This is a genomic window from Arcanobacterium hippocoleae (assembly GCF_040360365.1).
Lineage (GTDB): Bacteria > Actinomycetota > Actinomycetes > Actinomycetales > Actinomycetaceae > Arcanobacterium_A > Arcanobacterium_A hippocoleae_A.
Map to the genome: position 1 here is coordinate 1,176,619 of NZ_CP136412.1, position 25,795 is coordinate 1,202,413.

Sequence of the window (25,795 nt, forward strand, 5' to 3'; positions counted from 1 at the left end):
TCATCGGCACAATCGGGTTCGGCTCGGACGCTGATCATGGTTCCGACGACGTGCTCGGCTCGGTCTACGAATACTTTCTCGGACAGTTTGCAGGAAAAGAAACAGGTAAGGAAGGCGGAGCCTTCTACACGCCGCGTTCTGTCGTCCAAACGCTCGTGGAAATGCTGCAACCATTCGAAGGACGTGTGCTGGAAACTAGCCGACCGGATTGGATACATTTCAGCGCTGGCTTTGCGCTTGTGGCCTGACTGGTTTAAAATGAGAGGTAGTGGTTCAACTGAAGAGACCGGGTCGTGGCTTTTCTACGGACGACGGATATTCTCCGCGGGCTTTTGTCATTGCGGGCAGGTTTGTGGAAGCCGAGCTAGGAGAGTGATTGTTGAGTGAGTGACCTAGTTCCGAACCTGGAGGCTTTAGAGGCAGAGGTCATTGAGTCTGACAGGACCGATGACCTCAACAGTGTCCTCGCTGCCATCGGTGCAGCCAAAACCCCTGAGGACGCAGTTGCCGGAGTAGTAGCTGTCGTTGATGGCTGGGTAGATGGAGACTAAGGAAATGGCTGAGCTTTCCAAAACCCCAGCCGCTCCTGTTTGGCTTCTTCGGCTCAGAATCCACGGCTTCAGGTCGTATGGGACCGAAGTTCGTGAGATCAACACAGATTCGCCAATCACCCTTATCAGCGCCGAGAACAGCCAAGGGAAGACCGCCACGGCGGAAGCCTTCGAGTTCTTGGTTTCTGGCCAAATAAGCCGTCGTAGCATGTTCGGTGGGGCGAAATCGGAGTACGACAGAGTGCTAACAAACGTCCACCTCGATCCAGTGGAGGACGTGTGGGTAGAGGGCGACTTTAGGTATGGCGATGGCTCCGTAAGAACTGTGAGGCGCTCTCTCTTGAAGGACTTTGACCAATCGAAAGACTGCGAAAGCCGCATAACGATCGATGGAGAGTCAGTCGAAACCTTCGACGCATTCGGCAGTCTGTTGAGTCCGCAGCCAATGCAAGCCCCTGTTCTGCTTCAGCACAACTTGAGATACGCGCTTAGCACCGAACCTCAGAAACGCGCAGAGTACTTCAGTGCAGTTCTCTCATTGGACGACCTCAAGGTCGCGTCTACCGCTCTCCGGGAAGCCAAGCAGCATCTGGAAAACCTTCCTACCCTCGAACTACCGTCGACGTTGAGGGAACTCGCAAACATAGCTCCAGAACTGGCACCTGATGTGAAGGTAGCGCTGAAATCAAAGACGAAAGACTCTCTCCGAAAGGCGATGCATCAGACGACGATCTCGTTTCTCGGTGTCGCGACTGAAAATCTTGACGACTCCTTGGCGACACTGGCGGAGCGAAAGAGAAAGGCAGAGGAGGACGTCTTCCCTTTGCGTTCCATTAGCTTGCCTGTAGAAGAGCTTACGGAGCTGCCTTCGGTAGACACATACTCGGCAGCCGCAACTGAGTACGAGACGAGGCTGGCTGAATCTGGTGAAAGCACAGCGGAACTGGCAACACTATTTCAGGCCCTGGTTCACAACGAGCGGTACTCGGGGATCTCCAAGCCGACGATTTGCCCTGTATGCGAAGATGGCCGACTCACGGTCTCTCGGATTGACGAGATCAAAGCCTCCCTCAAGGGACAATCTGAACTGAATGAGGCTTCCGAAAATCTGGCCACAGATATTCGTGCTCTTGAACGCGACATCAGGGCGTACTCCAATGCGTGGTCAGGGATAGCGCCCGACTGCCTGAACTGGAGCGACGAACAGTGGGAAGCGAACGAGAATCGACTGCGTGAGCTCCTTTCTGGAAGTCAGCACTCAGTCTCCCTTCTAGGGACGAACGGTGTTCGCGAGCGCTTTCAGTCGTTCAAGAGCCTTCTGAAGTCACTGAGGACCGAATGCAAGGACATGCTGACCCGTGCCGAGGACTTGTTGGTCCTCGTGGCCGCTAGGAAGCAGCTGGGGCGTTCGTTGAGCGATGATTTACTGAAAGTGCGCGCGGTGGCAGAGAAGCTGGCTGCAATGTGCGCTGAATCCGAAGGTGTTGTTTCGCGGCTTCGCGATGAACTTGGCGATAAGTTGCTGGCCGTCAAGTTGCCGGGAGGAACGCGTGAACTTCTGCGGCTCGGAGCAAATGTGGACATGTTATGGAGCCAGCTTTCCTGCGAAGCGCGTAGGACAGACGCTAAGCGACGCCTATCGAAGGTCTCGCGAACGCTAAGCAGTGCCGAGAAATCTCTGATCGATCGTCGATTCGATCAGATGGGAGCAGAGATCGAGCGGTGGTGGTCTTCACTTCGACCTTCCGAGCTGATCGGTTTTGGCGGGGTGGAGCGCAGGGCGTCAGGACGCCGATTTGTTAACCTATCCGCAACGATGTCTCCTGCAGAAGGTGAAGCACCCGAGGAACGATCAGCCATCGGCGTGTTTAGCGACAGCCAGTTGAATGCGCTCGGCCTATCGGCCTTCTTGGCACGTCAAGTACTTGCTGGGATCCCCATTGTTATGCTCGACGACCCTCTACCCGGTTTTGACCCAGACCATACGGAAACATTCGCGGACTTGACTCTCGGGCAGCTGATCGATTCAGAAATCCAGGTGATACTTCTGACCCACAACCCAAAGCTCCAAGTCGCCGTGAGGGAACGGTATGCGCACATGGGCATCCAGCACTATCGACTCTCTCTCACTGAGCCATGCGAGGGGACAGAGACAACGGACGAGGGCGACGTCTTTGGTAACTACATGGCCACTGCACAGGACTTGATTGGCAGCAGAACCCTTGGCGGACGCAAAAACGCTTCCCTTCACCTGCGCTGCGCGGCAGAGCGATTAGCTAAGCAAATCATCGCAACGAACCGGACCGAAGACGGCGCCCCAACCCGAGTTTCGGAAGTCAGGGAGAAAACACTTGGAGAACTAGAAAATGAGGTGCGCCCGTATGCTTTGTCGCCCGATGAGCCCGGACGTTGGAGACGCTGGAAGAGCCTGCTAAATCCTGGCAACCACGACAACGATGTGCCATCTTCAGCTGATCTCAAGGTGGTGTTTGGGGATCTCCGCAAGCTGCGGAAGAACCACGAGAAGCATTGGCCAAATGGATTGCTAACGTAGCGCGACTATCATGCCTCGTTAGACCTCCGAATCGAGCGACAACGGCTCGCGTCTCGAAACGTGAAGGTGGAGTGGGCTAGGTTTTGTTCCACTTTACAAACTAGCTATTACAGGCAGATTTTCATAATACGGGTTTGGTTGACGGTTTGTATGGTTATGTTGCGAGCTGGTTGCTCGCGTTTTGATTGTATGTTGTTTCGTATTCGATGGGTGTGAGTTTGGCGAGTCTGCGTTGGCGGCGTTTGCGATGGTATTTGCCTTCAATCCAGGAAATGATCGCTAGGCGTAGTTCTTGACGGGTTTGCCAGGTCTTAGAGTCTAGGACGTTCTTTTGCAGTAAGTACCAAAATGATTCCATTGCCGCATTACCGCCGCAAGCCCCGACCCACCCTATAGATCCTTGCAGCTGGTTGGTTTCCAGCGTGCGGGTAAAGGATTTAGAGATGAACTGGCTTCCTCGATCCGAATGAATAATCACGCCTTGGGGGGTAGCCGCGATGCTGGAGCGCCATTTCTAGAGCGTTAACCGCGATACGTGCTTTCATACGCTTGTCGATACTATAAGCCAACGATCCGATTCGACCACAGATCCTTGAACGCACATATATACATCTTTCCCTTCCCTAGTGTGATGCTCGGTAATATCTGTTACCCACACTTGGTTCGGACCAGAAGCTGTGAAATCACGCTTAAGTAGGTCATCATGAACCGGATACCAGCCTTACGGTAGCCTCCCTTACGGCGAATTATCTGTGATGCGACCCCTGCCTTGTTACACAATCTCCATACCCGACGCTCACAAACCATTGGCCGGCCTTGGGATTGGTGTTCATCGTTAAGATCATCGGCAAGTATCCGATACCCGACATAAGGATCTTCACCATGGAAATAGGCCAGCCGCTCAATAAGCGCCCGATTTTGCATTTCGAGTCTAGATATTGGTTGTTTAACCCACTTGTAGTAGTCCTGCCAGCTAATCTTTAACACCCGGCAAGAAAACCGTACCAGGATATGGAACAGGAAACGCTGGGCGGCTAGCTCACGTACAAGCGGGTAAATCATTTTGGGGCAGATTCGCCTGGCTTAAATACGCCGCCGCCCGACGCAACACCTCGTTTCCCATCTCCAACTCACGAATCCGCTTCAAAGCCTTACTTAAATCCCCACCATCAACCGAAGCTGATGATAACGGCAAACCATGCTCAGATAGACGATGATAACGCAACCAGGCCTACAATGTTCCCCGGCCTACCCCCAGATCCCTAGCAACCTACTTAACCGCGATACCCGACTCCACAAGGCTAATCGCATCATTCTTAAACCCTTGGCCTGAAGTAGTCTGGGTTTTCTTTCTAGGTGTTTACCTTGTTTTCCGTTATCGATGGCGATTTATGTCGGCACCAGTACTCTTCCTCGATTTCCTGCGGCGTGCGGGAGTCAAGGTTCTCGTGTAGGAGCACGTGTTCCACCAGGTCACCCACTCAAAGGTCGCGATCCCGACCTCAAGGACATTGTCCCACAAGCAAGCATGGATAAGCTCGTTATTTGTACGAGCCGTTAACATTTTCAGCTAACGCGTTATCCCACGAATCCCCTACACTGCCCGTTGACTCACCAATACCAGCCCGTGTGAGACGCTCATGGTAGACCAACGAGACGTACCGAGAGCCATGGTCACTGTGATGGATTAGATTAGTGGTTGAGTGAGCATTACGGATTGCTTGATTCAACACCTGCAAGGACAGAGCTTCGGTCCGCATCAAGTTCGATAAAACCCATCCCACAATTCTCCTTGAAAAGAACGTCGGTAACAAAAACCGCGTAGACGAAACCAGCACGAGTTTTAACGCACGTAATATCAGCAACCCATAGACCGCGTAGTTCTCTTTATGGGGTTTTGCAGACGAACTCGATGAGTTGCCAATCACGCTTGACTCGAGCCGAGAACTGACAGGCCTTCACCCGCGATACCCACGCGAAGTAATGAAACCTCCCTCACGCTCCTAGTTTAACGTCGCACAAATGAACTCGACCAGAAAACGATCACGATATCCATCAATAAACACGATCATTTACGACGTTTCGAGTCAAGTGCGGAAACGAAAAAGCCGACGCCAATTTCAAAATCTCGTTACTGTCACGTAACTCTTGACTCTCACGTCGTAACCTAGCGTTTTCAGCGATCACATCTTCTTCTACTATCCTGAACGTACCTGAACATCGGGCTTGTTGAACCCACTACCTAGCCGTATGCCAACAGACCCCAAACTTAGGAACAACAACCTCACACGCGACCTGAATCGACGCCCCTCAGCAAAGATCCAATCCTCAACCAAACGAACCACACAATCCTTCACACCTCAATCAAACTTCTCTAACACAACCCAGATCTTCCCATCCACTCAAACAAAACAAAACCCAGACCACTTCAGTCACGAGCAATAACAGCCAACACCAATCTTGCCAGCCGATCCCAGACTAGCTACCATAAGACTCACAAACTTTTCAATTTAAAACGTAATGGCTCATTAGTGAAGATTCTCATTGGCGTTAAACTCATTAATGTTCTGGAAAGCGACGATGGAATCAATAGGGGAAATGAGACGATCCCTAAATGGGTAATCTAGTGGAAGTGTTTTACAAATTACGGCTCTCAGTCCGGGCTCGAGTCCCCATGCCAAAGCGTCATCAATATTATCTTGTGTAGCTTCCCTCAAATGCTTAAATCCAGAGGCTTCAAGTACGCTGAAGATGCCTTGTGTTCCAGAAAAAGCTGTAGGCTGTCCACCGGTTGTCTGATATCCTCCATTATCTAAAATAAGGCAAAGCATATTTGAGGGGAAGCTGTCGCGACTGTTGCAACAGCTCCAAGATTCATTAGCAGACTACCGTCTCCCTCAACAGCGACAATCTTACATTTTGACCCAAGGGCCAAACCAAGGCTGACAGGTAACACCATGCCCATAGAACCATATAAAGGCAAAACTACTCCCTCAGGAAAAAGATCCATTGCAAGAAAAGCTGTAGGCCCCAGGTGACATACAACCTGCAAGGTCGTGGAGTGGGTGTTTAGCTTAGTAAACAAGTATTTTATATCAATTGGTTTCTGATTCATTACTATCCCTCAATGAGAACAGCAGTTGGAGCAGATCCAAAACGTGCAGGTAAGGGCTTAGATGATATTTTGCATAAAACATCGATCCCCTCACTTGACGAAGCAGTCACTATTTTACAACCCATAGTTGCAAGAGTTGACTTAACCGCAAAACCCGCAGGAATTTGCGTTGGGTTGCACTCACCGCGACCACCTCTCAACGCTACAGCGATTACGAGTGGAATACCGTATGCAATAACAAGAGAGCCTAATGTGTTCAAAGAAGACATTAGACCAGAAGATTGCATCATCACAAGAGGACGACGTCTTGCTATATACAATCCAGCACCAATAGCAATAGCTTCTTCCTCACGTGAACAGAAGAAGACATCGTTGAGATTAATTAATTCAACCATGTCGTTCAATTCTGAACATGGAACCAAAGGAAAGGAATCGTAGCAATTATTCAGCATATAAGATGGCGAGAGTACAGAATCAAACATGTATCTCACTCCCTGTGACTATTCGGAGTTTCTATAAGAAAAGACATTGCTGTCAGCAGCACAAGGATTATACTTAAGGCATTAAGCGAAGAGGTCAAACCGACTTGTGACAGTAAAAACCTGCGGACAGATTCGAAAGACCACTACTAATATCATATGATGCTCCGATAGCGGCATTCATCTCTGTTTGTTGCGCTTCTCTATAATGTTCACCTATAAGCACGAAAGAAATGATGAACATGATCGTCATAGCAGAACCCAAAACTATTGAGCCAATAACAACAAATAGTAGCCTGGATCCGAGTGATATAAATACTACTCCGACTGCGATAGAAAGTGATGCAATTTGGTATTGAGAGCTGATGCTAAGTGACCTGGGTTTTATTTTTCCGAAGAATAAGCCTGCGAAAAATCCAGAAAAACTGATTATACTGAGAAAGATGCCAGAAGCGGATTGTTCACCTAGCGATGCTTCAGACCACTTGGTGAGTAGAATACTTAAAGCACCCATCGCAGAGCCAAGACCAAGAATTGGACCAAGAATTCTCCAGGTAGCTCGATTGAGGTAAATCGAGCGGAAATTACTTTTGGAGATTTGGGAGCCATTGCTGTATCGACTCTTGATTGATTAATTATCAGATCACGAGTAGATACCTCCTTTCTCCCAGCTAAAATAATCAGCGCTGTCGTGCCCATGAATCCGCATAATAGACCGAGCGGAATAGCCCAAAATGCTCCGACAGTAGACCATAGAAGAGCAGTAATCAACGGAGTTATAGCAAACACGAGTTCTTCAGCCACAGAATCAAGTGCATGAAGTGCGCGATTAAAATCGTCGTTTTGAGCAATGCGTGTCCATAACGTTCGTACGAGGGCAGGAGTTGGCGGGACTAACAATGTTCCAATAAACAAAAAACTACGGCAATATGAAATGGCTGATCAACATAACTAAGAAATGCGCCAAGCGCCATGAATGAACAATATCCGACAGACATAGGAACAATTGTCCTGAGCGGTGAAAATCTCATGATCAGCCTGCCTTTATATGGCGCAGTGAGTGCACCTGCTGCCATCAGCAGCGATGATGCAATGCCAGCAAACATGTACTCATGTTTGCTGGCATATAAAGCGATTAGACCGAATGGCACCAAACCTGCAGCTAAACGACTGAAATTGATCGCTAGAAGCAGTGGTGAAGCTTCACGATCGGAAAGAATCTCTTTGTACATTATCTGCTCACTTTACGCTTTCAAGAGGAGCTGTCCAAAGTTGGAGGATATCTCTAACTTTGCTTTCGACAAAACCTGGATTGACGCTATCGACAATTTCCAGATTTTCCACCGTTACGTTGCCATTTGAAACTCTGGCAGCTATCCGTCCGATAATGTCTTCATTGCTCAGCAGGGGCATGGAAAAGTAGCCAAATTCGCGTTTATGCGCTGGCTTGTAAACTTCGAGCCGATAGTCCTTGCCAAACAGGGCAAGCTGCCGTGGGCGATGCCAAATGAGTGAATCAAAAGGTGAGAGCACCACAATCTGAGAACTGGTCCAATCAAGTTCGTCAACTGCATTGAGCAAGTGTTCACTAACCAGCCAGGTATCTTTAATCCCTTCAATACTGACCGGAATAAAACCTTTTTCATAGCAGTATTCGGCAATTCGTGGGTCTTTCGGGAATCGAAAGTAATCATAAACATCTTTGAGCGTTGCGATGCCCAGAGCATCCAATGCGATATCTACTGTTTTTCGTAGACTTTCCTCAACGCTCAAAACCTCACCAGCTGGCAAATTTGCTTGTTCAGGGGTGCTGTAAATTCTTTGCCAACGTTCATCCCGGCTTACCACAGCCAAGTCGCCAAAGCTCAATAACCATTCGCAGGCGACTTTCACTTCACTACTACGATCCCAGCCGGTGCCGTGAGTTTTGCTCAACATCGCCTGGGTGGCAGGCCCTCGTCGCGAATCCGCTGCAAAACCTCAGCACCCACTTTCCGATTATATGGAGGCCCAGTAAGACCATTTTTACGAATTAAACTGCGACGCCAGTGAAAAATAGGCCACGAAGACTGAGGGAGTAGCGAATGTGCATGTCCCCAAGTTTCATATAAGCCCGCCGCTGCGTTGTAAAGACCATCAACTTCAGACCGCTGCACTCCCCGGGAAAGAAGCACAATTTCTTGCGAACGCCGCACCGCCTGAATCGAATCAACCTGTACGCAGCCCAACCGCTTCACCACCGAGTCCAAAGAATTGACCGACTCAAGCTGCGCTGGAGCCAACCCCTGCGCCAACACCGCCACTTTACGCGCCATCCGCAGATCAATATTCACAGCATATTTTACTGGCTGGCCTTCGATCATAGTCTCATACACTCACGGCTTATTGGAATCAGACGCGCAACCTCATCCCCTCTTTTAATCTCAACTCGGCGTTTTGGAGCGATAGCGATACTTATGCCTTTAGGCGCAATTCGCTTAAGCGTAGCTGGCGATAATAGTCCTATCTCAACTCCAAGATCCGGCATCAGCGGTGAAGGGATAATAAGGACTCCTACGTCATCCCATTTTTCAACAGTCCATCCCTGCCTCCACTCGATAGTGCCAAGAGCATTGGGAAGGAACATCGATTGTCGACCTGCATCGCTTTCAAACTCATATGAATTTAACCATGGCGGGGGATCGAGAGCTATTGTTGCGTCTCCACGAGTCCAAACCTGACTTTTTCCGACAGCCCGTGCAGAGTTTTCAACAGAAACTCCTCCTGCGACTTCAATTTGCTCAATCGGATAGTTGCAATCTTACGCACAGTTCCATTCGCGTCTTCAAAGACCGACAAGGTTCCAGAGTCTGTGTCCGTGGAGTATATTTCAGTCATGCATTTTCCTTCGTCTGACCTAGCTATTAATGTTACCTACACTATCATACATATCATTCAAGCGGTTAAGTGCCAGGTGTGTTACCCAGAAAGTATTCCTTGTCTTTGGCACTTGGGGTGCACCATTACAAGATACCCTCACCACTGATAAGGTTGGCTCCGATGATCCATTCATTTTATCTATCCCGCCGAAGTAATAAGCACCATTTGCACCAGGCACGAAGAAAATACACCAAGCATGCACCCAAATGCGCCAGCCTAGAGAAATTTGCATCACCCAGCAAGCCTTTGCACCAAGCAACCCGCTTTGTATTAAAATGAACGTCTAAGTCTCGCACAACTATCCGTATTGGATACAAAGCCCGTTTGGCTCGCGATGGTGAGCTAGGCGGGCTTTTCGCTTGATACTAGGCGAAATGCCGCTTGCGGATGTGCGCATGGTACTCACCTCCTGCCCTGATATCAGCTTCTGGGCTAGCGGGCAATTGTTATTGATGGTTTTCTTGTTTTTCGTTGGTGTGGTGGGGGTTTCTGGGTGAAAACTCGTTTCGATTCGAGTTTTCGGTTGGACAATTGTTATTGATTTTGTTGCGGGTTTTCCTTGCTATAGTAAGGAAAAGTCGTGGTGAAAGTCGGCTCATACTGGTGGGTATGGGATCGAATAAGAAACACTGCCCGAAGTGTGGTGGCGGCATGGTGAAAAACAGTAGAGATAAATGCGGGTATCAACGCCGGATTTGTACCTCGTGCAGGGTAACAACGCGTTGGGATAACGATGTTATAGCTCGGGATCTGCGCGTGTTCCTTGACGTACTCATGGGAAAAACAACGCAACGAGAATTACCAGGTCAGGGTCATACATTTAGGCACAGGGCTGCCCCGTTATGGGAAATCTGGCCAGTCTGTATGCCTGATGGTCAGGTACACAAGGTGATCCATGCAGATGGAATACATTTAGGACGTGAAGCAGTTGTACTCATTGCCTGTAGCCGTGAATATGCGGTTGCTTGGCATGTAGCTAGGCGTGAATCTAGACAAGCATGGATGGATTTGCTTGTGAAGATTCCACCACCAGAGATGGTCGTAACTGATGGCGGTACAGGGTTTAAAACAGCTCATGCACGACTCTGGCCTACAACTCGTGTTCAACGCTGCACGTTCCATGCGTTTAACCAAGTTAAACGCTATACCGCCACGAAATCACGCACCGAGTGCGGTCGGCAATTATATCGGCTGGGTATTGACCTGTTGCACGTAACAACCCCTGCAGCAAGGGATGCGTGGATTGATAGTTTCTATGCTTGGCGTGAGCATTGGAGCGTATTTTTGAGTGAGAAAACCAAAAACGAGCAAGGGAAACTCGTAGATAAACACGAACGACTCGTCAAAGCCTGCAACAGTCTAACTAGACTCATCAATAGTGGGTACTTGTTCACGTTCCTTGACCCTCACCTGTATGATGACGGCGAAATTATCGGTATCCTACCAGCGACGAACAATCAGATAGAAGGTGGGATCAACTCCCCTTTACGCGAATTACTACATCGGCATCGAGGGATGAGTATTGATCACCGTATCCGGACTATCGGCTGGTGGTGCTACCTGCACACTGAAAACCCTGCTAGCCCCGCCCAGATTCTACGCATCATGCCCACAAACACAGACATCACCCGTGCCTACCAGCAAGCGGCCGCTTTACGCCACGCTGACCGTAACAACCAACGATGGGGCACCGGAATCGACTGGAACGACCTCCACACCAGCACACCCTACCAAAACGACTACTAACCAAAAATCAATAACTTTTGTCCGCTAGCCCAGCTACGCCTATCAGCATATTGGTATCCTGCCCGAGTACTTACACACGACGGGAATAGAGATGATAGTTTCTGTTCGGGTACGCGTTTTAGTGACGCGGTCGAGTTATATGAGGCAGACCGGAAACTGCGGGCACTCGTCCATGACGGTATGGAACGTATCGAGATTGCTATGCGTACCCGTCTCGGAGAAGCCTTAATCGCCACTGATCCTTTTGCCTATATGGATTCACAACGTTTTCGCCTAACGTTTAACCATCAACAGTGGATTATGGTAATCAATAAACGCATCGCGCGTGCAGGTAGGAATAATGAAGCTATTAAGCATTATCGCGATAACTATGATGGGCAGTATCCGTTTTGGGTGCTAGCTGAGGTGCTTGATTTTGCTGACATCTCACGTCTCTACGAGAGGTTACCTGCATCTGACCAGCGTTCAATTGCTGAGAATATGGGCATTACCATTGACCTAGCGGCTTTATCGAAAAATCAGCAGCGTAAAGCCAAACTACAATCACCGCTCGTGCGCTGGATGGAACATTTGACCATTGTCCGTAATTTTTGCGCACACCACGCAAGACTGTGGAATAAATCCTTCGCCCCTGCGCCTACTGCAGCTTTGCGAACACTTCCTCAATTCCAGAACCTACCAGAAGGGCAAAGCGAGCAGATGTTCGGGGTTCTTACTGTCATGGCCGGCCTTATTCGTATCACATCACCTGGAACAACATGGCCAGACAAAATCACGAATCTCATCAATCATGAATTTTTAGTAAATCCTCTTGTTGCCCCGACCAGTATGGGAATACCAGAAAACTGGAACCGCAGCTTCTAAACCCTACTCCTCGCGATAGTAGCTGCATTCGTACCCGCCCATCTCCAATAGCTCCAGCAACATTCCCTGCAATTCTACCTGAAACACTTCCTATAAGGGGGGATGGTTACAGTTCCGACTGCAGCTCCACCAAGTCCGAGCGTGCCCCCTGTCACAGCTCCACCGCTGATACCTGTTAGGCATTTCCAGACACTACGTGTCTGATAAAGCTGAGCAACAGAGATGAGAATTCCCTTTTCGGTTTGGGTGTATCTGACTGCTACTGGAATACCTTTTGAGTCATTCGCTTGCGTAGGGAGACCCTCGGTGTGCTCATAGGAATCGGGTTATCTGAGCGGGATTTTTGAGTATTAGCCCCTTATTTCAAACCGGCTCGGAGTGTGTACATAACGGTATGCTCCATTTTATGCACACAGGATAGAATCGAAGGGGATTGAAAATTTGCCGTATCTATCTACTACTATTGACAGTATAAATCCTCATGAGGAATTGCTTCGCGAGAGTCGTGTTTTGAAAGATGACGGGCTTGGGCTTCTCACATCTGAACCAGAGTTTTTTGTTACTTGGATGGATCCAGATTTGCGGCCTGGCGGACTTCGGGCAGCCATTGTGGCAGCTGAGGATTTAGCTGTTTTGCAGATTCCAGAGATGAAATTGCAAGCTGTGGTAATTGTCGAAAATCGGGAAACAGCAAAGGCATTACCTGAAGCTGCAGGGCTTATTGGAATCTGCGGAGAAGGGATGCGAGCTGTGGAATTAAAACGCGTGCCGTGGTTATCACAATATCCAATAATCTATTGGGGCGATTTAGACTCGTATGGATTTCAAATTCTTGCAAAACTTCGTGAACGAACCGGATTCAACGTACGTTCAGTGCTTATGGACGTTGCGACGCTGGAAGCACACAAAGAGCTTTGGGGGAGTGAAGCAGTTTCAACTTTTGCACATGAATGCAGTTGGCTCACCGGAGATGAACGCATTACATTGTCGTATCTGCAGATGCATGGAAATGATGGTTTTGCAGTGTGTCTTGAGCAAGAACGAATTGCTTGGGATTATGCGTGGGAACGTATTGTGCAGATGGCTGACCATTCAAAGTAGTTGATGCTGATTTCAAAAAACAGGGATTGGTGCATGGGAATATTTTATTCAGCTATTCAACAGTTGCGGAGAAATTTGATTCGCCTGGTGCTCACTCTTGGTAGGTTTCATCTGGCGTTTCACTTCTGAGTCTGTGATGTGAAATAACGTTCCTTACTACTTGGCGAGTTTGATCTGGCGAAACTCTTCAAGGGTGCGGGAGAGCCGCTCTGCCGTCAAATTCACACTCTAGAGTATGAATACTTGAACTCTAGAGTGCAACTTATTGGTAGAAGAGTTTCACTGTTGCATTCGGTATTTGCACTGTGGGATCAAAGTTATTCTCTCGCAGGAACCTGGAACTTGCAGGCATCGGTAGAGTTATTATGGGCAAGACCTCTAGTTGCGGATTATCCTTAAGTGCAATAAGGGCAAACTATCCAATATCTCGGTTTTGATATTCAATCGAGTGACTCAACTGCCTAAAAGCCCAAAGAATTCTCGACTAGCTAAAAACGTACTTAAGTTGGGGTTAAAGCCTGAAATAAAAATAGAAAGTACAACTTTCGCCGTTATTACTCTGGCTGCGCGGGACGGAGTGAAAGAAGACTTTAATCTAGTGAGCGCCTGCATTAAAACGCTCATTGCCGATATTTTCGCCGGAATACTCGGCTTGACCGTCGCTCTTATCTTGATTAAAGCTGTAGGTTGGCATTTTAAATATGTGCTGATTTGGAGGAAAAGAATTAGTTCCAATATGCATCCTAGTAAAGCTGTTCATAATGCTGCCTATTGTTGTAGTAATGTCGCGACGGCAAGTCGGAAGAAGATAAATGAGGAAGATTTGCGGCTTGCTAAGCTAGGCAGTCTCGCGGATGATAAGGGATGTTGGTAATTGGACTATTTGCACCGCTGCTCCATTAATCAGATCCAATGCTACCTCACACGCTTTTTCTCCTTGCTCATGCATTGGCTGAGAAATAGTAGTCAGTTTGGGTGAAAGGGTTCTAGCAAGCGGGTTATCGTCATATCCGATAACTAAACACTGGTTAGGTACCATAATGTTGTTTTGTGCCAATACGGCGATCGCCCCGCGTGCAATGCGATCAGAACCAGCGAGGATGCAGTCAAACTGCATACCGCGCTGCAAAATTTCTTTACAGCCGGATACTCCGGTTTCTTCCGACCAATCACCCCAAAGGATTCGTTCAGGAGAGAGGTTGGGATAAACTTTCCGGTATCCGTTCAATCTTTCAACTGCTGCCGGCTGATCTTTGTTTCCCATTATTACTACAGGATTTCTGACATTCTTTTGGAATACGTATTCAGCTGCTTGTTTTCCGCCTAACTCATCGTCTGAATAGACTGAAGCAAAGCGGTTTGCAAAGTTCAGTTTTCCGTATTGCCCGCAAAGAACTACTGGAACTTCGCTTTCTGAGAGTCTGTCGAGTAGTCCTTTGTCAGCCCAGGGTGATAAATGGATTACTGCATCTACGGTTTGATTTGAAATTAACCTGTATGTTTTTTCCTGTTCTTTTGCAGTAACGGAGGAGAGTAGAACCGGCACTATTTCAGTGTCAGTTAATTTTTGGGAAATGCCGTGTAGGATCCGGGAAAAAGTTGGATCCGCAAAAAATAAATCAAGCGGCTCAGAAATAACTACGGCAATCGCATTTGATCTGCCGGTTGCTAAAGATTTTGCTCGTGAAGATGCCGTATAGCGAAGTTTTTCGACTGCGAAGTTCACTTTTTGAGCTGTCTCTTCTGAAACTGGATAGTCCCCGGCAAGGACGCGTGAAACGGTAGCTTTCGATACTCCAGCCATCGCAGCCACATCTTTTATTGTTGTTCGCCTGGGCACTTTGCTCCTGTTCTGAGTTTAAGTATTAATGTTTCGGCTAATGCTATTCCAAAAGTTACACGACTTTTTCAGATATTCTCTTGACAACCGGTTTCTATCTGGTTTAAATTTATTACTAACAATCATAGAAACCGGTTTCTATTGCCGGCATCACACGCAAAGGTGCAGGGATGATGACGAAACAACATGCATGGGAAAATCAAAACGAACTTTCCAAGTACCGACTCGCCGCGCATGCGCACTTTATTCCTTACGCTTCATTGATGGAAGTGGAAAAAGACCTCAGACTTGGCAATCTTGGAATTAATCGTGAGCGTGCAGAAAAATACATATGCCTGAATGGAACGTGGAAATTTCAGCTATTCGACAGTCCGCTGCGCGTTAATGATGAAATAAAATCCGCGATATGCCCCGAATTTCCAACCGTAACTGTTCCGCATATGTGGCAATTTGACGGCTATGGGAAACTTCAATACACCGATGAAGGCTATCCTTTCCCGATTGATCCGCCGTTTGTTCCCTCAAATAATCCAACTGGCGTTTACCAACGAAACCTCGAAGTAAAAAATTTTCATACGGAAAATCATTACATTCTGCGTTTTGAAGGAGTGGAATCGTATTTTGAAATTTATGTAAACGGAAATTTTGCCGGCTTTTCTAAAGGCTCACGTCTCACAGCTGAATTTGATATTAGCACTTATTTGCACAACGGCTTAAACACTCTGGTAGTTGTAGTTGCGCAGTATTCAGACGGTACTTATATTGAAGATCAGGATATGTGGTGGGCTGCGGGAATTTTCCGTGAAGTAAGTTTGCTTGAACGCCCAAAAACACACATTTTTGATTTTTACTGCACCACTACCAGCGATGCTGGAGAAGCTGTAGCAAATTTCGATTTAGAAATCACGCTGAACCAGCCTCACGAAGGATCAAAAATACGCTGGTCTATTGTTGATAAGGACGATATTGACAGCAATATTGCTAAAGGAATTGCTGTTTTTGATAATCTTGGGAAAGTGCAAATCTGCACGCAAGTCCGCAATGTGCAATGGTGGAATCCGGAAAATCCGAAACTTTACGGATTAGTTCTCGAATTTTTGAAACTGAATCAGATCCTCAGCCGATAGAAGTGATTGCTCATCCGCTAGGTTTCCGTGATCTACGTATTGAAAACGGTCAGATACTTCTTAATCATCGCTATTTCAAAATGCATGGTGTGAATCGCCATGATCATGATCCGAAACGTGGTCGTGCAGTCAGTTTGGAGCGAATGCAAACCGATTTACATTTAATGAAACGGCATAACATTAATGCAGTACGCACCGCACATTATCCGAACGATCCACGTTTTTATGCTTTGTGTGACAAGATCGGATTAATGGTAGTTGCTGAAACAGATTTGGAAAGTCACGGTTTCACTGCTACGGGAAATATCTCCCAGATTACTGACGATCCAGCCTGGGAAAAAGCATATGTTGACCGCATCGAACGCCATGTTCTGGCGCAGCGAAATCATTCCGCTATCGTAATGTGGTCGTTGGGAAATGAATCTGGCTATGGGTGTAATATCCGCGCAATGTACCGCCGTTGTAAAGAACTTGATGCTATTCGTCCAGTTCATTATGAAGAAGATCGAAACGCAGAAGTTGTAGACGTAATTTCAACAATGTACTCTCGCGTATCGCAAATGAATGATTTTGGTGAATTTCCCCATCCGAAACCGCGTATTATTTGCGAATATGCACATTCGATGGGAAATGGTCCGGGTGGTTTAAGTGAATATCAGGAAGTTTTCCAAAAGTGGGATCACATCCAAGGACATTTCGTTTGGGAGTGGGCAGATCATGGCGTGCTGGTAAAAAACGAGCACGGTCAGGAAACGTATTGCTACGGCGGAGACTTTGGAGACTACCCAAACAATGGAAATTTCTGCGTTGACGGTCTTGTATTCCCGTGGCAAGAGCCTTCACCTGGACTAACAGAGTACTCGTTTGTGATTGCCCCGCTTAGTTTTACATTTTCTGATAATCAATTGCGGGTTACTTCCCGAAAATGGTTTACAGAGATTTCAGGCATCGATATTCGTTGCAAGATTACTTGTAACGGAATTGAATTAGCTGCTTGCAAACTTGTTTTACCTATTCTTAGCCCAGGAGAAACACACATTTTTTCCTTAGCTGAACTCATTTCAGAAGCGCAGGCAGCGCCGCAGAAACAAATCAACAATCCGGAAATGTGTAGATTCGATTTGTCAGTGCAAGCCGTATCGTCAGGCGGAGATCGCTGGCATCTCCCTGACGCAATATTTGCGCAGGATCAGTTTGCATTAGCATCGGATCAATTCATCAAGCCTGCCCCGAAAAGACTTTCGCAGGCAGGAAAAATCACAGTTGATTCAAAGAATCATATCCTCAGTATTTGCCATCCATCTTTTATCGCGCGATTCGATCAGATTACTGGCAAGTTGATCTTCCTTGGCAGTGAAACGGAAAACATCTTCAGCAGTGCGCCTGAGATACGTTTTTTCCAGCCGCTTATCGATAATCATCAACAGGAATACGACGAAATCTGGAAACCGCGTCTGCTTGATCATCTGCAAGAATCCACTCGCGGATTTACTTATCAAGAACACGACGACGGTGTAACTGTGAATGTGGAAGCCGTCGTCGCTCCGCCAACTTTTGATTTTGGAATGCGTTGCGGATATCAGTGGACTTTCGATAATTGCGGCAAAATCACATTGCACATATCGGGAAGCCCTTACGGAGAATATGCCGATATTATCCCGCGAATTGGGGTAAGTTTCGCTCTACCGAAAGAATTTTCCCAAATAAATTATTCTGGTTGCGGACCGGGAGAAAACTATCCGGATTCAAAGCGTGCAAATCTTTTCGGCAGCTATGAAACTACCCCTCGACAGATGGTAACTCCTTATGTTGTGCCGCAAGCAATGGGAAATCGTTGCGAAACAACTGACGTTACGATTTGCGATAGTCAAGAACGGGGAATCACCATTCTTGCTCAGCAGCTGCCGTTCAGCTTCCGCATATTGCCCTATTCTGACGAACAAATTTCACGAGCTGCTCACTTGAGTGAACTCAGGCAAGAGCAAACAAACGAAGTCAATATTGATTTTGCACTACTTGGATTAGGTTCTAATTCTTGGGGTTCGGAGGTTTTACAAAGCTATCGTACCCACTGGCAAGATTTTGCTTTTTCGCTCGGTTTTTCCTCTGCACAGGAACGGAACAATGATATGTTAAGGTACTCAAATCTCACGTCGGCACGGCAGGTTCTTGCAGGAACAAAGAAGTGGGACCGCACATTTGAAGCAATCGCAGCAGCAGAATCCCTTCCGTCGGGAATTACATTTTCCGTAGGAGATTCACTGACTTGGCGAAGAATAGACGGAGAAAATTCCGATCCGGATTTTATCCAAAGTATTCGCTATTTGCGCGTGCTGTATTGTGCATCAGGAACTGCTGAGATTGCAGTTTTGCGCGGAGGTCAGATGAAGGAGCCCTATTCTGACCTTACCGATCGAATGCTTGTAGAAGTTCAAAGCCAGCGCGCAAACAGTTTCGGAAAAGCGCCGGAAGTAATAAAAATTTCAATTCAACCAGGAAATCTGGTCATTTTTGATGCTCCTGAGGCAACACAGTTGTTCACCTCAAGAGACTTTTCGGGAGTCCAACTGCGGGTAACTGTAGAAGGAATCAGCTTCCACAATAAGTAAACATTGGATTCACTCAAGCGAAGGTTAAATCATGAATACCAATACTAGAGCGCGTGTAGGAACATATGCGCTTCTCACAATGACCGTAGCAGCGGTTTTTAATTTCAGAAATGTAATCAACAATTCTGTGTCAATCGGTTTGGCATCGGCGCCAGCATTTTTCTTTGCGACACTTCTCTACTTTTTACCTTACACCTTGATTATTGCAGAACTTGTGGCACTCAATAAGAATTCTGAATCAGGTGATTACCAATGGGTGAAGACTTCACTTGGCGGTAGGTGGGCATTCCTTGGCGCTTTCTCATACTGGTTCGTGAATCTTTTCTATTTTGCGTCTTTACTGCCAATTATTTTGGTGTATGCTTCTTATACTTTTTGGGGTCAAGAGAAAGTATTTTCACAAACTACGATTGCGGTAATCTCAATTGCGATATTTGCTCTCGCCACATGGGTATCCACAAAAGGAGCTACCTGGATCGGTAAGGTCACTAGTGTCGGAGCGACGCTGATGATGGTCATGGCACTTGCTTTTATTATTCTTACTGCGGGTGCGCTGCTCGGCGGTTTAGAACCAGCTACGCCAATAACTTTAGGCGCTATGAAACCCGACACCACTTCATTTGCTGCAATGTGGGCATTTTTCGGTACTTTGGCTTGGATTATTCAAGGTGTAGGCGGTGCCGAATCAGTAGGTGTATATATTAACGATATTCGCGGGGAGTAAAGACTTTCATTCGCACAATTATTTTTGCAGGTTTAATGATTGGTCTGCTCTACGCGATAGCTTCATTACTGATGACGGTGTTCGTTCCTGTCGGAGAACTAACGTACTCTGATGGTATTTTCCAGACGATGGGTGGTTTAGGTGCATACTTTGGTGTCGGAACCGAAATTGTAAATCGCATTGTTGGATTAGTGATGTTGGCTGCAACACTTGGTTCATTATTGATGTGGACGGCTACTCCAGTGAAAATTTTCTTTTCTGAAATTCCAGCTGGAATTTTTGGTAAGAAACTCGTCACCCTCAACGATAAAGGAATTCCCGTGCGCGCTGCTTGGCTGCAGTTTATTATCGTGGTACCAATTTTGTTAATCCCTGCTTTGGGTTCAGAATCAATTGATGGAATGCTGCAGATTGTTATTAATATGACCGCAGCAACTGCGCTCATTCCACCCTTGTTTATTTACTTGGCATATTTCTTCTTCCGCAAGAATTTCGATAATGTACCAAGGTCATTCCGTGTTGGGTCACGCAAATTCGGCATGATTATGTCTGCATTTATGATGTCAGTGTTCGCATTTGTCTTTATCACTGGAACCTTGCCCTATGGTCAAGAAGTTTGGATGACTCTTGTATACAATATTGGCGGTGTTGTAGTGTTCATTGGCGGTGCTTATCTGATTTATCTACGCTACATCAAACGTTTGAAAAAATCTGACCCAAACGCGGCAAAACTAGAGCTTTCACCCACTGCTGTGCGTCTATTGCCGCAGTCTGAAGCCTTTGCGCAGTCTGAGGTGCAGAGCAAAGAGATTCCGAGTAAATAGTTCACTGCGCTGATTTTTGCCGGTACGCATCACAATCATGATTCGTACTTGGCTGAGTACAATACAACAACTGGAAAATTGGAATAGGGTTGCTGGAGTTATTTGCGAATGGCTCCAGCAACCCTGCAATTGGGAAGTGCTGCGAATTTGCTTATTTAGCTCGCGGTTTATAGTCAGATCTTTAACGTATTTCTGTGACAAGCCAGTCTTCGGCGGCGAAATCATGCTCTTTTCTGCAGTATGGGCATCGTTTCAGCGATGAAGCGTCAAAGCTGCCTGCGCAATAATGGCATGTTACTTTCTTTACGGAGTAGTCTGGTTTTGCTAGTACACCGTGTTTGTGCACGATTTTCAAATTAACATCTTGTTTACGACGGATGATGCGTTTTCCATCATGAAAGTACAGAATAAGCGGAACTGCTAGTTCTAGTTCCAAATATCCGTTATTTATATGGAGGTTTTTAAATTCCACAACGCCTTGATAATCGAGGTGAACTATCTGCTCTCCCCAAGCGGGAAAAGCATTAGCGGCAAATTGCGGAAATTGCTGCACATTCGGGTGAAATAAAAGAATCCGGAGCAAGGTGAGTGTTTTGGAGACGAAATACTCGTAATTAAAAGAAGGATCTAGCGACCACAGTTGAGAAGTCACCCATTCGCGGTTGCGTTTACCGCGGTTGAGTAATTTTTGTTGTTTTATCCCTAACTTTATCAGCCGGAAAAGGGTAAATATTGCGCGTGCTAAATAAACGAAGAAGAAAATAGGGATAGAAACCGCCAGCATATTTAGTAGTAGGAGAAAGGAAAAACCTTCTTGCATGAATCTCCATGTTGATAGCGCTGCAAGGCAAATTAAACCGACGAAAATTACAAAATTTTTTATGCTGGCAACTTCTTTTTTCCTAAATCTTCTTGAAAATAGAAGTTGTTAACTTTCGGAAATAGGTCTTTGATGAGATAACGTGTCCTGCAGTAGGGGCACGCCGTCAATAAATTTTCCACAGTTGTAATATTCCCACAACTACTGCACACATAAGTCGTGTCGTGAATATTTTCGATTTCTTCTTCAGCGGGGCTGACTATGGCCTCATATAAGGCGTAATCTTTTTCTTTTCTTTGTAAACCGTGCGGGAATTTTTACAAAAGCGAAGGGAACGTAGCACCGTCTGGCTATTGAGAGCTTTGGCAAATTTTGCTGAGCGAAAGTTGAAACTAGAAACGAGATCGAGAAATTTATCAGTGGATGCAATATATCCGTATGGTTCAATATCTATATCACATTCAACACCGTGTGCTGCTAAGCGTTTTTTCTGCAGTGAAAGAAAATATTGCACGTCCTGGTTGCCGCTTTTTGCTTGTTCGCCTCGCTCTAAAGCTGCCTCATAATCGTGAATAAATTGGCTAAAAAGTTCTTTATGCTCAGATGCCAAAATGTCGGAAAATTGGACATCTTTGGTATTTTTCTGGTTTTCTTCTTGCATACTGAACCTCGTTTCGAGATCGCTTTTTCCTTTATTTTTCCCCTCATCAATCATCGTAGTCTGTCAATTTATTTTTCAGCTATTTACTATTATTCGACGGTATATTTATTTACCTTGCGGTAACTGAACTGTTGAATCCTGTTTCCTTTCTCCACACAATCTAACGTCTTTATAGAACCTAATATTGCCGTGTGAAACGTGGTTTTCTTTCACATGCCTCAGCATATTCCAGGTTTATTCCGTTTGAGTAGACGGGACGATTTGGGTTATGCCAAAGAAATTTAACCAAGAAGCCAAGGACAGAGTTGTGAGGTTAGTCGAGGACAGAATCCCTGCTGAGGGCACTCTCGGATTTGCGCGGCTTCTGAAGCACTCCCACTGCAGGCGCTAAAACAAGCGATTTAGAACGCGAGGTCTGCCGCGGGACTGATTCACCATAGTGATCATAGAATGTAATACGTGCCACCGGTCTACCGTCAGTATTTGTTCGATGCTGGGATCGTTAAATCCATTAGGAGTGTGGTGATAGCTACGACAACGCTCTGGCCGAGAACATAAATGGTTCGTATAAGAACGAGATTATCCACTCCCGCAAGTGGACTGATGTCCTCAAGGTCGAGATTGCTGCATTCGAATGGGTGAACTGGCGGAACACTAAACGTCACCAAACACTAAACTAATGATGACAGATTTACTCTTCCGCACAATTCCGATTTGCATTCCCAATTTCGTAAGGTTTCAGTCGCGCGCAGCAGCATCTTCGTGTACATTGTTCGATTATCTCGATGCCACTCAACTATGGCTGCGGCTTTCTCTTCGGCCCTACTAATTCAGTGGCGATTAATCAAGGAGCACACCGCCACACATATGGCCAAAAACGGTTTCTAGTGACAATTGCAACGGTTGGTTTTATAGCACGAGTTCAAACCCCTCCTCGCTTGTTTTTATAAAGCGAGATTGAATTGGCCTGATTCTGCAGAAACTAGCAGACCATGCAGCAACATCTGCGCATCAGCTAGAAAATGAACACAATCATCACTCTCCCGCGCAGCCGCTCACGGCGCTGGCAAAAATCTCCCCGCCTGCGAATATTTAAATTTGCTTTGACGAATGCCCACTGCTCTGCTCGCGAATCCACTACTGGAACAGATTCTTGAATGCACCTCCCTCACGAGGATGATACGGACCATACACACGCTGAACAACTGGGCGGCGAGTAGATAGCGTTCGCTGCAAATCTTTCCCAGGAGCAGATAACGTCGGAATCTGGCGAATCATATCTGCAGCACCACAACCAAGATAGAACGGGAATTCTGGAGCGAATGCCTTACGCCCGAGATAGGTAGTAAAGCCCGGAGATCCAAGTGCGTCCTCCAATTCATCAGCATGCTCTTCACAAGTAATCCGCACGATAAACTCGCCGTCTGCGAGATAGGTTCGATTCACTACCGACGTGCCGCCTTGGGCGTCCGGAGTGAAGATCAGAGCCTTTTTCCCGCGAGCTTTCCCACGCTCAGCTATTAATAGACGACGGCGAAATTCTTCAGCTTCCGGACGATAGTTGATCGTGTGAAAATCATCGGTGAAATACGGTGCCCGATCTTCACGAACCACAAATTCAACATCACCCAGCCAGTTCGGAAATTCCCCCGCTTTGCACCTAAAGCTGCGGCTAACAGCCCAATCAGCCCTGAACGCGTCGGAAACCTCTCAGTGCGCACAATATTTCCCGTAACAGCGGGCCCAGCCCAAGATTGCAATGGTGCAGCGAGCCTAATATACAGCGACTCATTCACTGGAGCATCCAATCCACCACGGCATCAATCAGCTCATCAAGGTTCGCGCGGCGCACACCAACAAAAGCATCGTCCGAAATCTCACCCACACCTGCAACTATTTCAAGCGGGCCAAAATTGCCCGGATCAAAAGCGCGCGCTTGGTTGAACTGCTTTGACAGCTCTTTCACCGTCGGTTCATCATATCCGCCTGCTCCTCCCACACGCACTGGCTTTTCAAAGCTATAGGCAGCACGGTAACGCTGCTCTTCCGCCAATACAAGAACCGGCAAAGTATAAGGAGCCGTGGAGTTTTCTTTACCGCGCGGCAGACCATACACAGCGGCACGCACAAATTCGCGTAAGTTGTTACGGCCAGATTCGAGGCGATAACCAGTCCAACTACGTTTCAACTGTGCTTTATCAATCGATACCGTGCGATAAAAAGTACCATTTACGTAGCGAGAAACACCGAGATACGTAGCACCAGATTCGTGCTTCCGCTCGCGAATATCGTCTACCGTGGAAAAATAGTCTGTTTCAATCGTTACGGCGTGAGTGGTAACACCAGGCGAGACGGCAATAGCAGCTTCTGTATTTTTTGCTGGAGCATTGGCGAACATCCGCCCGAAAGCTGCAATTGCGAGCGAACCTGTACGCCCGTCGGCAATAAATTGCGCCTTACTATCACCCGCAAGCAGGCTTGTTGCCAAAGTAGTAATTTCTTCCGTACTCATCCATGACGAACGATCCGGCTCGCCTGCACTGCTTTCACCCTTGGTGAGCTCACCGATACGAGCCGCTGCGGCTTTTTTGAACGCGTCTATATCAGCATCCGGTTTGAGCTCTCGTAGAACATCGAGCACCTCATCAACGAGTTTCCCCGAGCGCACGGACGTATCCAAGCTGGCTTCCTCATATTTTGTGCGAATACCGCGCTTGACACTTTGCGATGAATGCAGCGCACGGAGCGCACCGCCCTGCATTAAGCGCTTCGGTGTGCCAGCATCATCCCTGTTCAAATTGGAATAAGGGATATTAGTGACGATGTGCAGAGTAAGGTTCTTTGCCATAATGGTGCTTCTTTCATCTAATTTTTATTGTTGTTAGGTTTAGTTTTGAGAGATCTTGGCAGGAAAATCCGAGACGAATGCATTATCGATGTTGCCGTAATAATCTTGCAGCACACGCATGCGGAGGCTTCGTGATTCATCACTGATTCCGTTACCCCACCTGCCAAGCAGCCGATACACGGCAATATAATCACACGCAGGTACAGATTTCAGCGACTGCGCAATCTGCATGAGCCTCCATACTGAACGGAATGCTTCTTCAAAATCTTGCGTATGCAAAAATGCGAGACGCTGCGCTATAACGTCCGGTTTATCTGGGTTGAACAGCGATATTTCGCCGTCACGCCGCATCGCCAATGCTGCGCTAACCTCACTGCACCAACGGCCGAAAGATTTGCCCTTCTCCTCTTTCGGCACTGGAGGAACATCGACAAATTCGGCAGTCAGAGCTGCCATCCGCACGAGTGTTGTACGCTGTTTCTTTGTCGCATGAGGCCCAAGAATAGGCATCACGTACGGGTAAGCATAATGCTCTGTGGTTTCATCAATTCCGCGCCGCAAATTTGCGCGTTGTTTGCGGAAGTTTGCGCTGCGAATCTTATTTTCTTCACTTCCATCTTCGGCGGTAGATTCCTGCTCGCCGCCGCGCCGTTCTAGAATCTCATACAAGAATCTAATATCGTTTACCGTTTCATCATTTTCGACGTTCATCGCTCAGTTTCCTCGCTTCTCATTCGTTACCGTAGCCCCGTTGCTTTTTAATACTGCTTCGCATAATTCTCGCGATTTCACTCCGCACGGAGTAAATCTGCTCAGGATATTGGGCAAGATATGGAGAAGTGACGGCGTCATACGCTTCAATGCCAGCTTTATAAACGCCAATATACAATTCATCACTACGATCCACACCTTCCCTTAAACCTGCAATATAGCTTTCATACACAGGAGTGAGACGTCGCCAGAAAGCATTGCCTGCATCTACAGCCACTGTTTCGAGCGCATCCAGCACCCGA

The 25,795-nt window shown here is 47.1% G+C and carries 24 protein-coding genes and 3 pseudogenes; 12 read left to right on the plus strand and 15 right to left on the minus strand.

Annotation, left to right across the window (positions count from 1 at the left end):
- The first annotated feature begins 50 nt into the window (after positions 1 to 50).
- From RQN30_RS06120 to RQN30_RS06130, 3 genes are all read left to right on the plus strand, one after another.
- On the plus strand, positions 51 to 248 hold the full coding sequence (locus tag RQN30_RS06120; RefSeq protein ID WP_309957492.1) for an N-6 DNA methylase: 198 nt from the start codon (positions 51 to 53) through the stop codon (positions 246 to 248).
- 135 nt (positions 249 to 383) lie between these two features.
- Complete coding sequence (locus RQN30_RS06125) at positions 384 to 551, plus strand: hypothetical protein (RefSeq protein ID WP_353061692.1); 168 nt, start codon at positions 384 to 386, stop codon at positions 549 to 551.
- Positions 552 to 555: 4 nt separating this feature from the next.
- Complete coding sequence (locus RQN30_RS06130; protein WP_309956061.1) at positions 556 to 3,105, plus strand: ATP-binding protein; 2,550 nt, start codon at positions 556 to 558, stop codon at positions 3,103 to 3,105.
- A gap of 154 nt (positions 3,106 to 3,259) precedes the next feature.
- Here RQN30_RS06130 and RQN30_RS06135 read toward each other — a convergent pair.
- The 8 genes and pseudogenes from RQN30_RS06135 to RQN30_RS12560 form a co-directional block, all read right to left on the minus strand.
- Positions 3,260 to 4,411: pseudogene (locus tag RQN30_RS06135) on the minus strand (IS3 family transposase).
- Positions 4,412 to 4,646: 235 nt separating this feature from the next.
- Positions 4,647 to 5,033 (minus strand): DDE-type integrase/transposase/recombinase, encoded by a 387-nt coding sequence (locus RQN30_RS06140; protein WP_353061693.1) that lies wholly within the window; start codon positions 5,031 to 5,033, stop codon positions 4,647 to 4,649.
- A gap of 600 nt (positions 5,034 to 5,633) precedes the next feature.
- Complete coding sequence (locus tag RQN30_RS06145) at positions 5,634 to 5,936, minus strand: thiamine pyrophosphate-dependent enzyme (RefSeq protein ID WP_353061694.1); 303 nt, start codon at positions 5,934 to 5,936, stop codon at positions 5,634 to 5,636.
- Complete coding sequence (locus tag RQN30_RS06150) at positions 5,918 to 6,220, minus strand: thiamine pyrophosphate-dependent enzyme (protein WP_353061695.1); 303 nt, start codon at positions 6,218 to 6,220, stop codon at positions 5,918 to 5,920. Before RQN30_RS06150 ends, RQN30_RS06145 begins: the two co-directional genes overlap by 19 nt.
- 2 nt (positions 6,221 to 6,222) lie before the next feature.
- Positions 6,223 to 6,702 (minus strand): hypothetical protein, encoded by a 480-nt coding sequence (locus tag RQN30_RS06155; protein ID WP_309956058.1) that lies wholly within the window; start codon positions 6,700 to 6,702, stop codon positions 6,223 to 6,225.
- A 94-nt stretch (positions 6,703 to 6,796) separates the two neighbouring features.
- Entirely contained in the window at positions 6,797 to 7,327 is a 531-nt protein-coding gene (locus tag RQN30_RS06160; RefSeq protein WP_353061788.1) for an MFS transporter, read from the minus strand.
- 265 nt (positions 7,328 to 7,592) lie between these two features.
- Positions 7,593 to 7,931, minus strand: coding sequence for a hypothetical protein (locus RQN30_RS06165; RefSeq protein WP_353061696.1), 339 nt, complete (start codon positions 7,929 to 7,931; stop codon positions 7,593 to 7,595).
- 7 nt (positions 7,932 to 7,938) lie between these two features.
- Positions 7,939 to 9,062 (minus strand): annotated as a pseudogene (locus RQN30_RS12560) (DNA glycosylase AlkZ-like family protein).
- A gap of 1,165 nt (positions 9,063 to 10,227) precedes the next feature.
- On the opposite strand from RQN30_RS12560, the gene RQN30_RS06180 reads away from it, so the two are divergent.
- From RQN30_RS06180 to RQN30_RS06195, 4 genes are all read left to right on the plus strand, one after another.
- Positions 10,228 to 11,364 (plus strand): IS1249 family transposase, encoded by a 1,137-nt coding sequence (locus tag RQN30_RS06180; RefSeq protein ID WP_353061699.1) that lies wholly within the window; start codon positions 10,228 to 10,230, stop codon positions 11,362 to 11,364.
- A gap of 6 nt (positions 11,365 to 11,370) precedes the next feature.
- Positions 11,371 to 12,228, plus strand: coding sequence for an Abi family protein (locus RQN30_RS06185; protein ID WP_353061789.1), 858 nt, complete (start codon positions 11,371 to 11,373; stop codon positions 12,226 to 12,228).
- Positions 12,229 to 12,669: 441 nt separating this feature from the next.
- Positions 12,670 to 13,329, plus strand: coding sequence for a Wadjet anti-phage system protein JetD domain-containing protein (locus tag RQN30_RS06190; RefSeq protein WP_353061700.1), 660 nt, complete (start codon positions 12,670 to 12,672; stop codon positions 13,327 to 13,329).
- Between the two features lie 505 nt (positions 13,330 to 13,834).
- Positions 13,835 to 14,203 carry a hypothetical protein gene (locus RQN30_RS06195; RefSeq protein WP_353061701.1) on the plus strand — a complete coding sequence of 123 codons (369 nt, stop codon included), beginning with the start codon at positions 13,835 to 13,837 and terminating at the stop codon, positions 14,201 to 14,203.
- Here RQN30_RS06195 and RQN30_RS06200 read toward each other — a convergent pair.
- The gene (locus tag RQN30_RS06200; RefSeq protein WP_353061702.1) at positions 14,168 to 15,169 is read right to left on the minus strand and encodes a LacI family DNA-binding transcriptional regulator; all 1,002 of its coding nucleotides are present in this window, start codon (positions 15,167 to 15,169) and stop codon (positions 14,168 to 14,170) included. The two genes, RQN30_RS06195 and RQN30_RS06200, sit on opposite strands and share 36 nt — an antisense overlap.
- A 170-nt stretch (positions 15,170 to 15,339) precedes the next feature.
- On the opposite strand from RQN30_RS06200, the gene RQN30_RS06205 reads away from it, so the two are divergent.
- Genes RQN30_RS06205 through RQN30_RS06220 form a run of 4 tightly spaced genes read left to right on the plus strand, consistent with a single transcriptional unit; the run spans position 15,340 to position 20,453 of the window.
- Positions 15,340 to 16,296 carry a sugar-binding domain-containing protein gene (locus tag RQN30_RS06205; RefSeq protein WP_353061703.1) on the plus strand — a complete coding sequence of 319 codons (957 nt, stop codon included), beginning with the start codon at positions 15,340 to 15,342 and terminating at the stop codon, positions 16,294 to 16,296.
- Between the two features lie 2 nt (positions 16,297 to 16,298).
- Positions 16,299 to 18,905: a glycoside hydrolase family 2 TIM barrel-domain containing protein gene (locus RQN30_RS06210; protein ID WP_353061704.1), complete on the plus strand. Its 2,607-nt coding sequence runs from the start codon at positions 16,299 to 16,301 to the stop codon at positions 18,903 to 18,905.
- Positions 18,906 to 18,936: 31 nt separating this feature from the next.
- Entirely contained in the window at positions 18,937 to 19,629 is a 693-nt protein-coding gene (locus RQN30_RS06215; protein ID WP_353061705.1) for an amino acid permease, read from the plus strand.
- Positions 19,630 to 19,664: 35 nt separating this feature from the next.
- Positions 19,665 to 20,453 carry an amino acid permease gene (locus tag RQN30_RS06220; protein ID WP_353061706.1) on the plus strand — a complete coding sequence of 263 codons (789 nt, stop codon included), beginning with the start codon at positions 19,665 to 19,667 and terminating at the stop codon, positions 20,451 to 20,453.
- A gap of 181 nt (positions 20,454 to 20,634) precedes the next feature.
- On the opposite strand, the gene RQN30_RS06225 is transcribed toward RQN30_RS06220, so the two are convergent.
- Together RQN30_RS06225 and RQN30_RS06230 are read right to left on the minus strand one after the other, a co-directional pair.
- Positions 20,635 to 21,273, minus strand: a complete 639-nt coding sequence (locus RQN30_RS06225) for a hypothetical protein (protein ID WP_353061707.1) — start codon at positions 21,271 to 21,273, stop codon at positions 20,635 to 20,637.
- A gap of 259 nt (positions 21,274 to 21,532) precedes the next feature.
- A complete protein-coding gene (locus RQN30_RS06230) occupies positions 21,533 to 21,988 on the minus strand; it encodes a hypothetical protein (RefSeq protein WP_353061708.1) in 456 nt (151 codons plus the stop codon).
- A 527-nt stretch (positions 21,989 to 22,515) separates the two neighbouring features.
- Here RQN30_RS06230 and RQN30_RS06235 point away from each other — a divergent pair.
- Entirely contained in the window at positions 22,516 to 22,614 is a 99-nt protein-coding gene (locus tag RQN30_RS06235; RefSeq protein WP_353061790.1) for a hypothetical protein, read from the plus strand.
- 457 nt (positions 22,615 to 23,071) lie between these two features.
- On the opposite strand, the pseudogene cas5e reads toward RQN30_RS06235, so the two are convergent.
- From cas5e to RQN30_RS06255, 4 genes and pseudogenes are all read right to left on the minus strand, one after another.
- Positions 23,072 to 23,730, minus strand: a pseudogene (cas5e, locus tag RQN30_RS06240) (type I-E CRISPR-associated protein Cas5/CasD).
- Positions 23,727 to 24,782 (minus strand): type I-E CRISPR-associated protein Cas7/Cse4/CasC, encoded by a 1,056-nt coding sequence (gene cas7e, locus RQN30_RS06245; RefSeq protein WP_353061709.1) that lies wholly within the window; start codon positions 24,780 to 24,782, stop codon positions 23,727 to 23,729. Before cas7e ends, cas5e begins: the two are co-directional and overlap by 4 nt.
- A 39-nt stretch (positions 24,783 to 24,821) precedes the next feature.
- On the minus strand, positions 24,822 to 25,493 hold the full coding sequence (locus RQN30_RS06250; RefSeq protein ID WP_353061710.1) for a type I-E CRISPR-associated protein Cse2/CasB: 672 nt from the start codon (positions 25,491 to 25,493) through the stop codon (positions 24,822 to 24,824).
- 19 nt (positions 25,494 to 25,512) lie between these two features.
- The gene (locus tag RQN30_RS06255) at positions 25,513 to 25,791 is read right to left on the minus strand and encodes a hypothetical protein (protein WP_353061711.1); all 279 of its coding nucleotides are present in this window, start codon (positions 25,789 to 25,791) and stop codon (positions 25,513 to 25,515) included.
- Between the last annotated feature and the right edge of the window lie 4 nt (positions 25,792 to 25,795).

Bases quoted from the DNA above. Each gene is read 5' to 3' on its own strand.
- RQN30_RS06180 (WP_353061699.1), top strand. From the start codon at position 10,228: ATGGGATCGAATAAGAAACACTGCCCGAAGTGTGGTGGCGGCATGGTG.
- RQN30_RS06130 (WP_309956061.1), top strand. From the start codon at position 556: ATGGCTGAGCTTTCCAAAACCCCAGCCGCTCCTGTTTGGCTTCTTCGG.
- RQN30_RS06155 (WP_309956058.1), bottom strand. From the start codon at position 6,702: ATGTTTGATTCTGTACTCTCGCCATCTTATATGCTGAATAATTGCTAC.
- RQN30_RS06250 (WP_353061710.1), bottom strand. From the start codon at position 25,493: ATGAACGTCGAAAATGATGAAACGGTAAACGATATTAGATTCTTGTAT.
- RQN30_RS06230 (WP_353061708.1), bottom strand. From the start codon at position 21,988: ATGATTGATGAGGGGAAAAATAAAGGAAAAAGCGATCTCGAAACGAGG.
- RQN30_RS06145 (WP_353061694.1), bottom strand. From the start codon at position 5,936: ATGCTTTGCCTTATTTTAGATAATGGAGGATATCAGACAACCGGTGGA.
- RQN30_RS06165 (WP_353061696.1), bottom strand. From the start codon at position 7,931: ATGTACAAAGAGATTCTTTCCGATCGTGAAGCTTCACCACTGCTTCTA.
- RQN30_RS06220 (WP_353061706.1), top strand. From the start codon at position 19,665: ATGATTGGTCTGCTCTACGCGATAGCTTCATTACTGATGACGGTGTTC.
- RQN30_RS06215 (WP_353061705.1), top strand. From the start codon at position 18,937: ATGAATACCAATACTAGAGCGCGTGTAGGAACATATGCGCTTCTCACA.
- cas7e (WP_353061709.1), bottom strand. From the start codon at position 24,782: ATGGCAAAGAACCTTACTCTGCACATCGTCACTAATATCCCTTATTCC.
- RQN30_RS06205 (WP_353061703.1), top strand. From the start codon at position 15,340: ATGATGACGAAACAACATGCATGGGAAAATCAAAACGAACTTTCCAAG.
- RQN30_RS06225 (WP_353061707.1), bottom strand. From the start codon at position 21,273: ATGCAAGAAGGTTTTTCCTTTCTCCTACTACTAAATATGCTGGCGGTT.
- RQN30_RS06150 (WP_353061695.1), bottom strand. From the start codon at position 6,220: ATGAATCAGAAACCAATTGATATAAAATACTTGTTTACTAAGCTAAAC.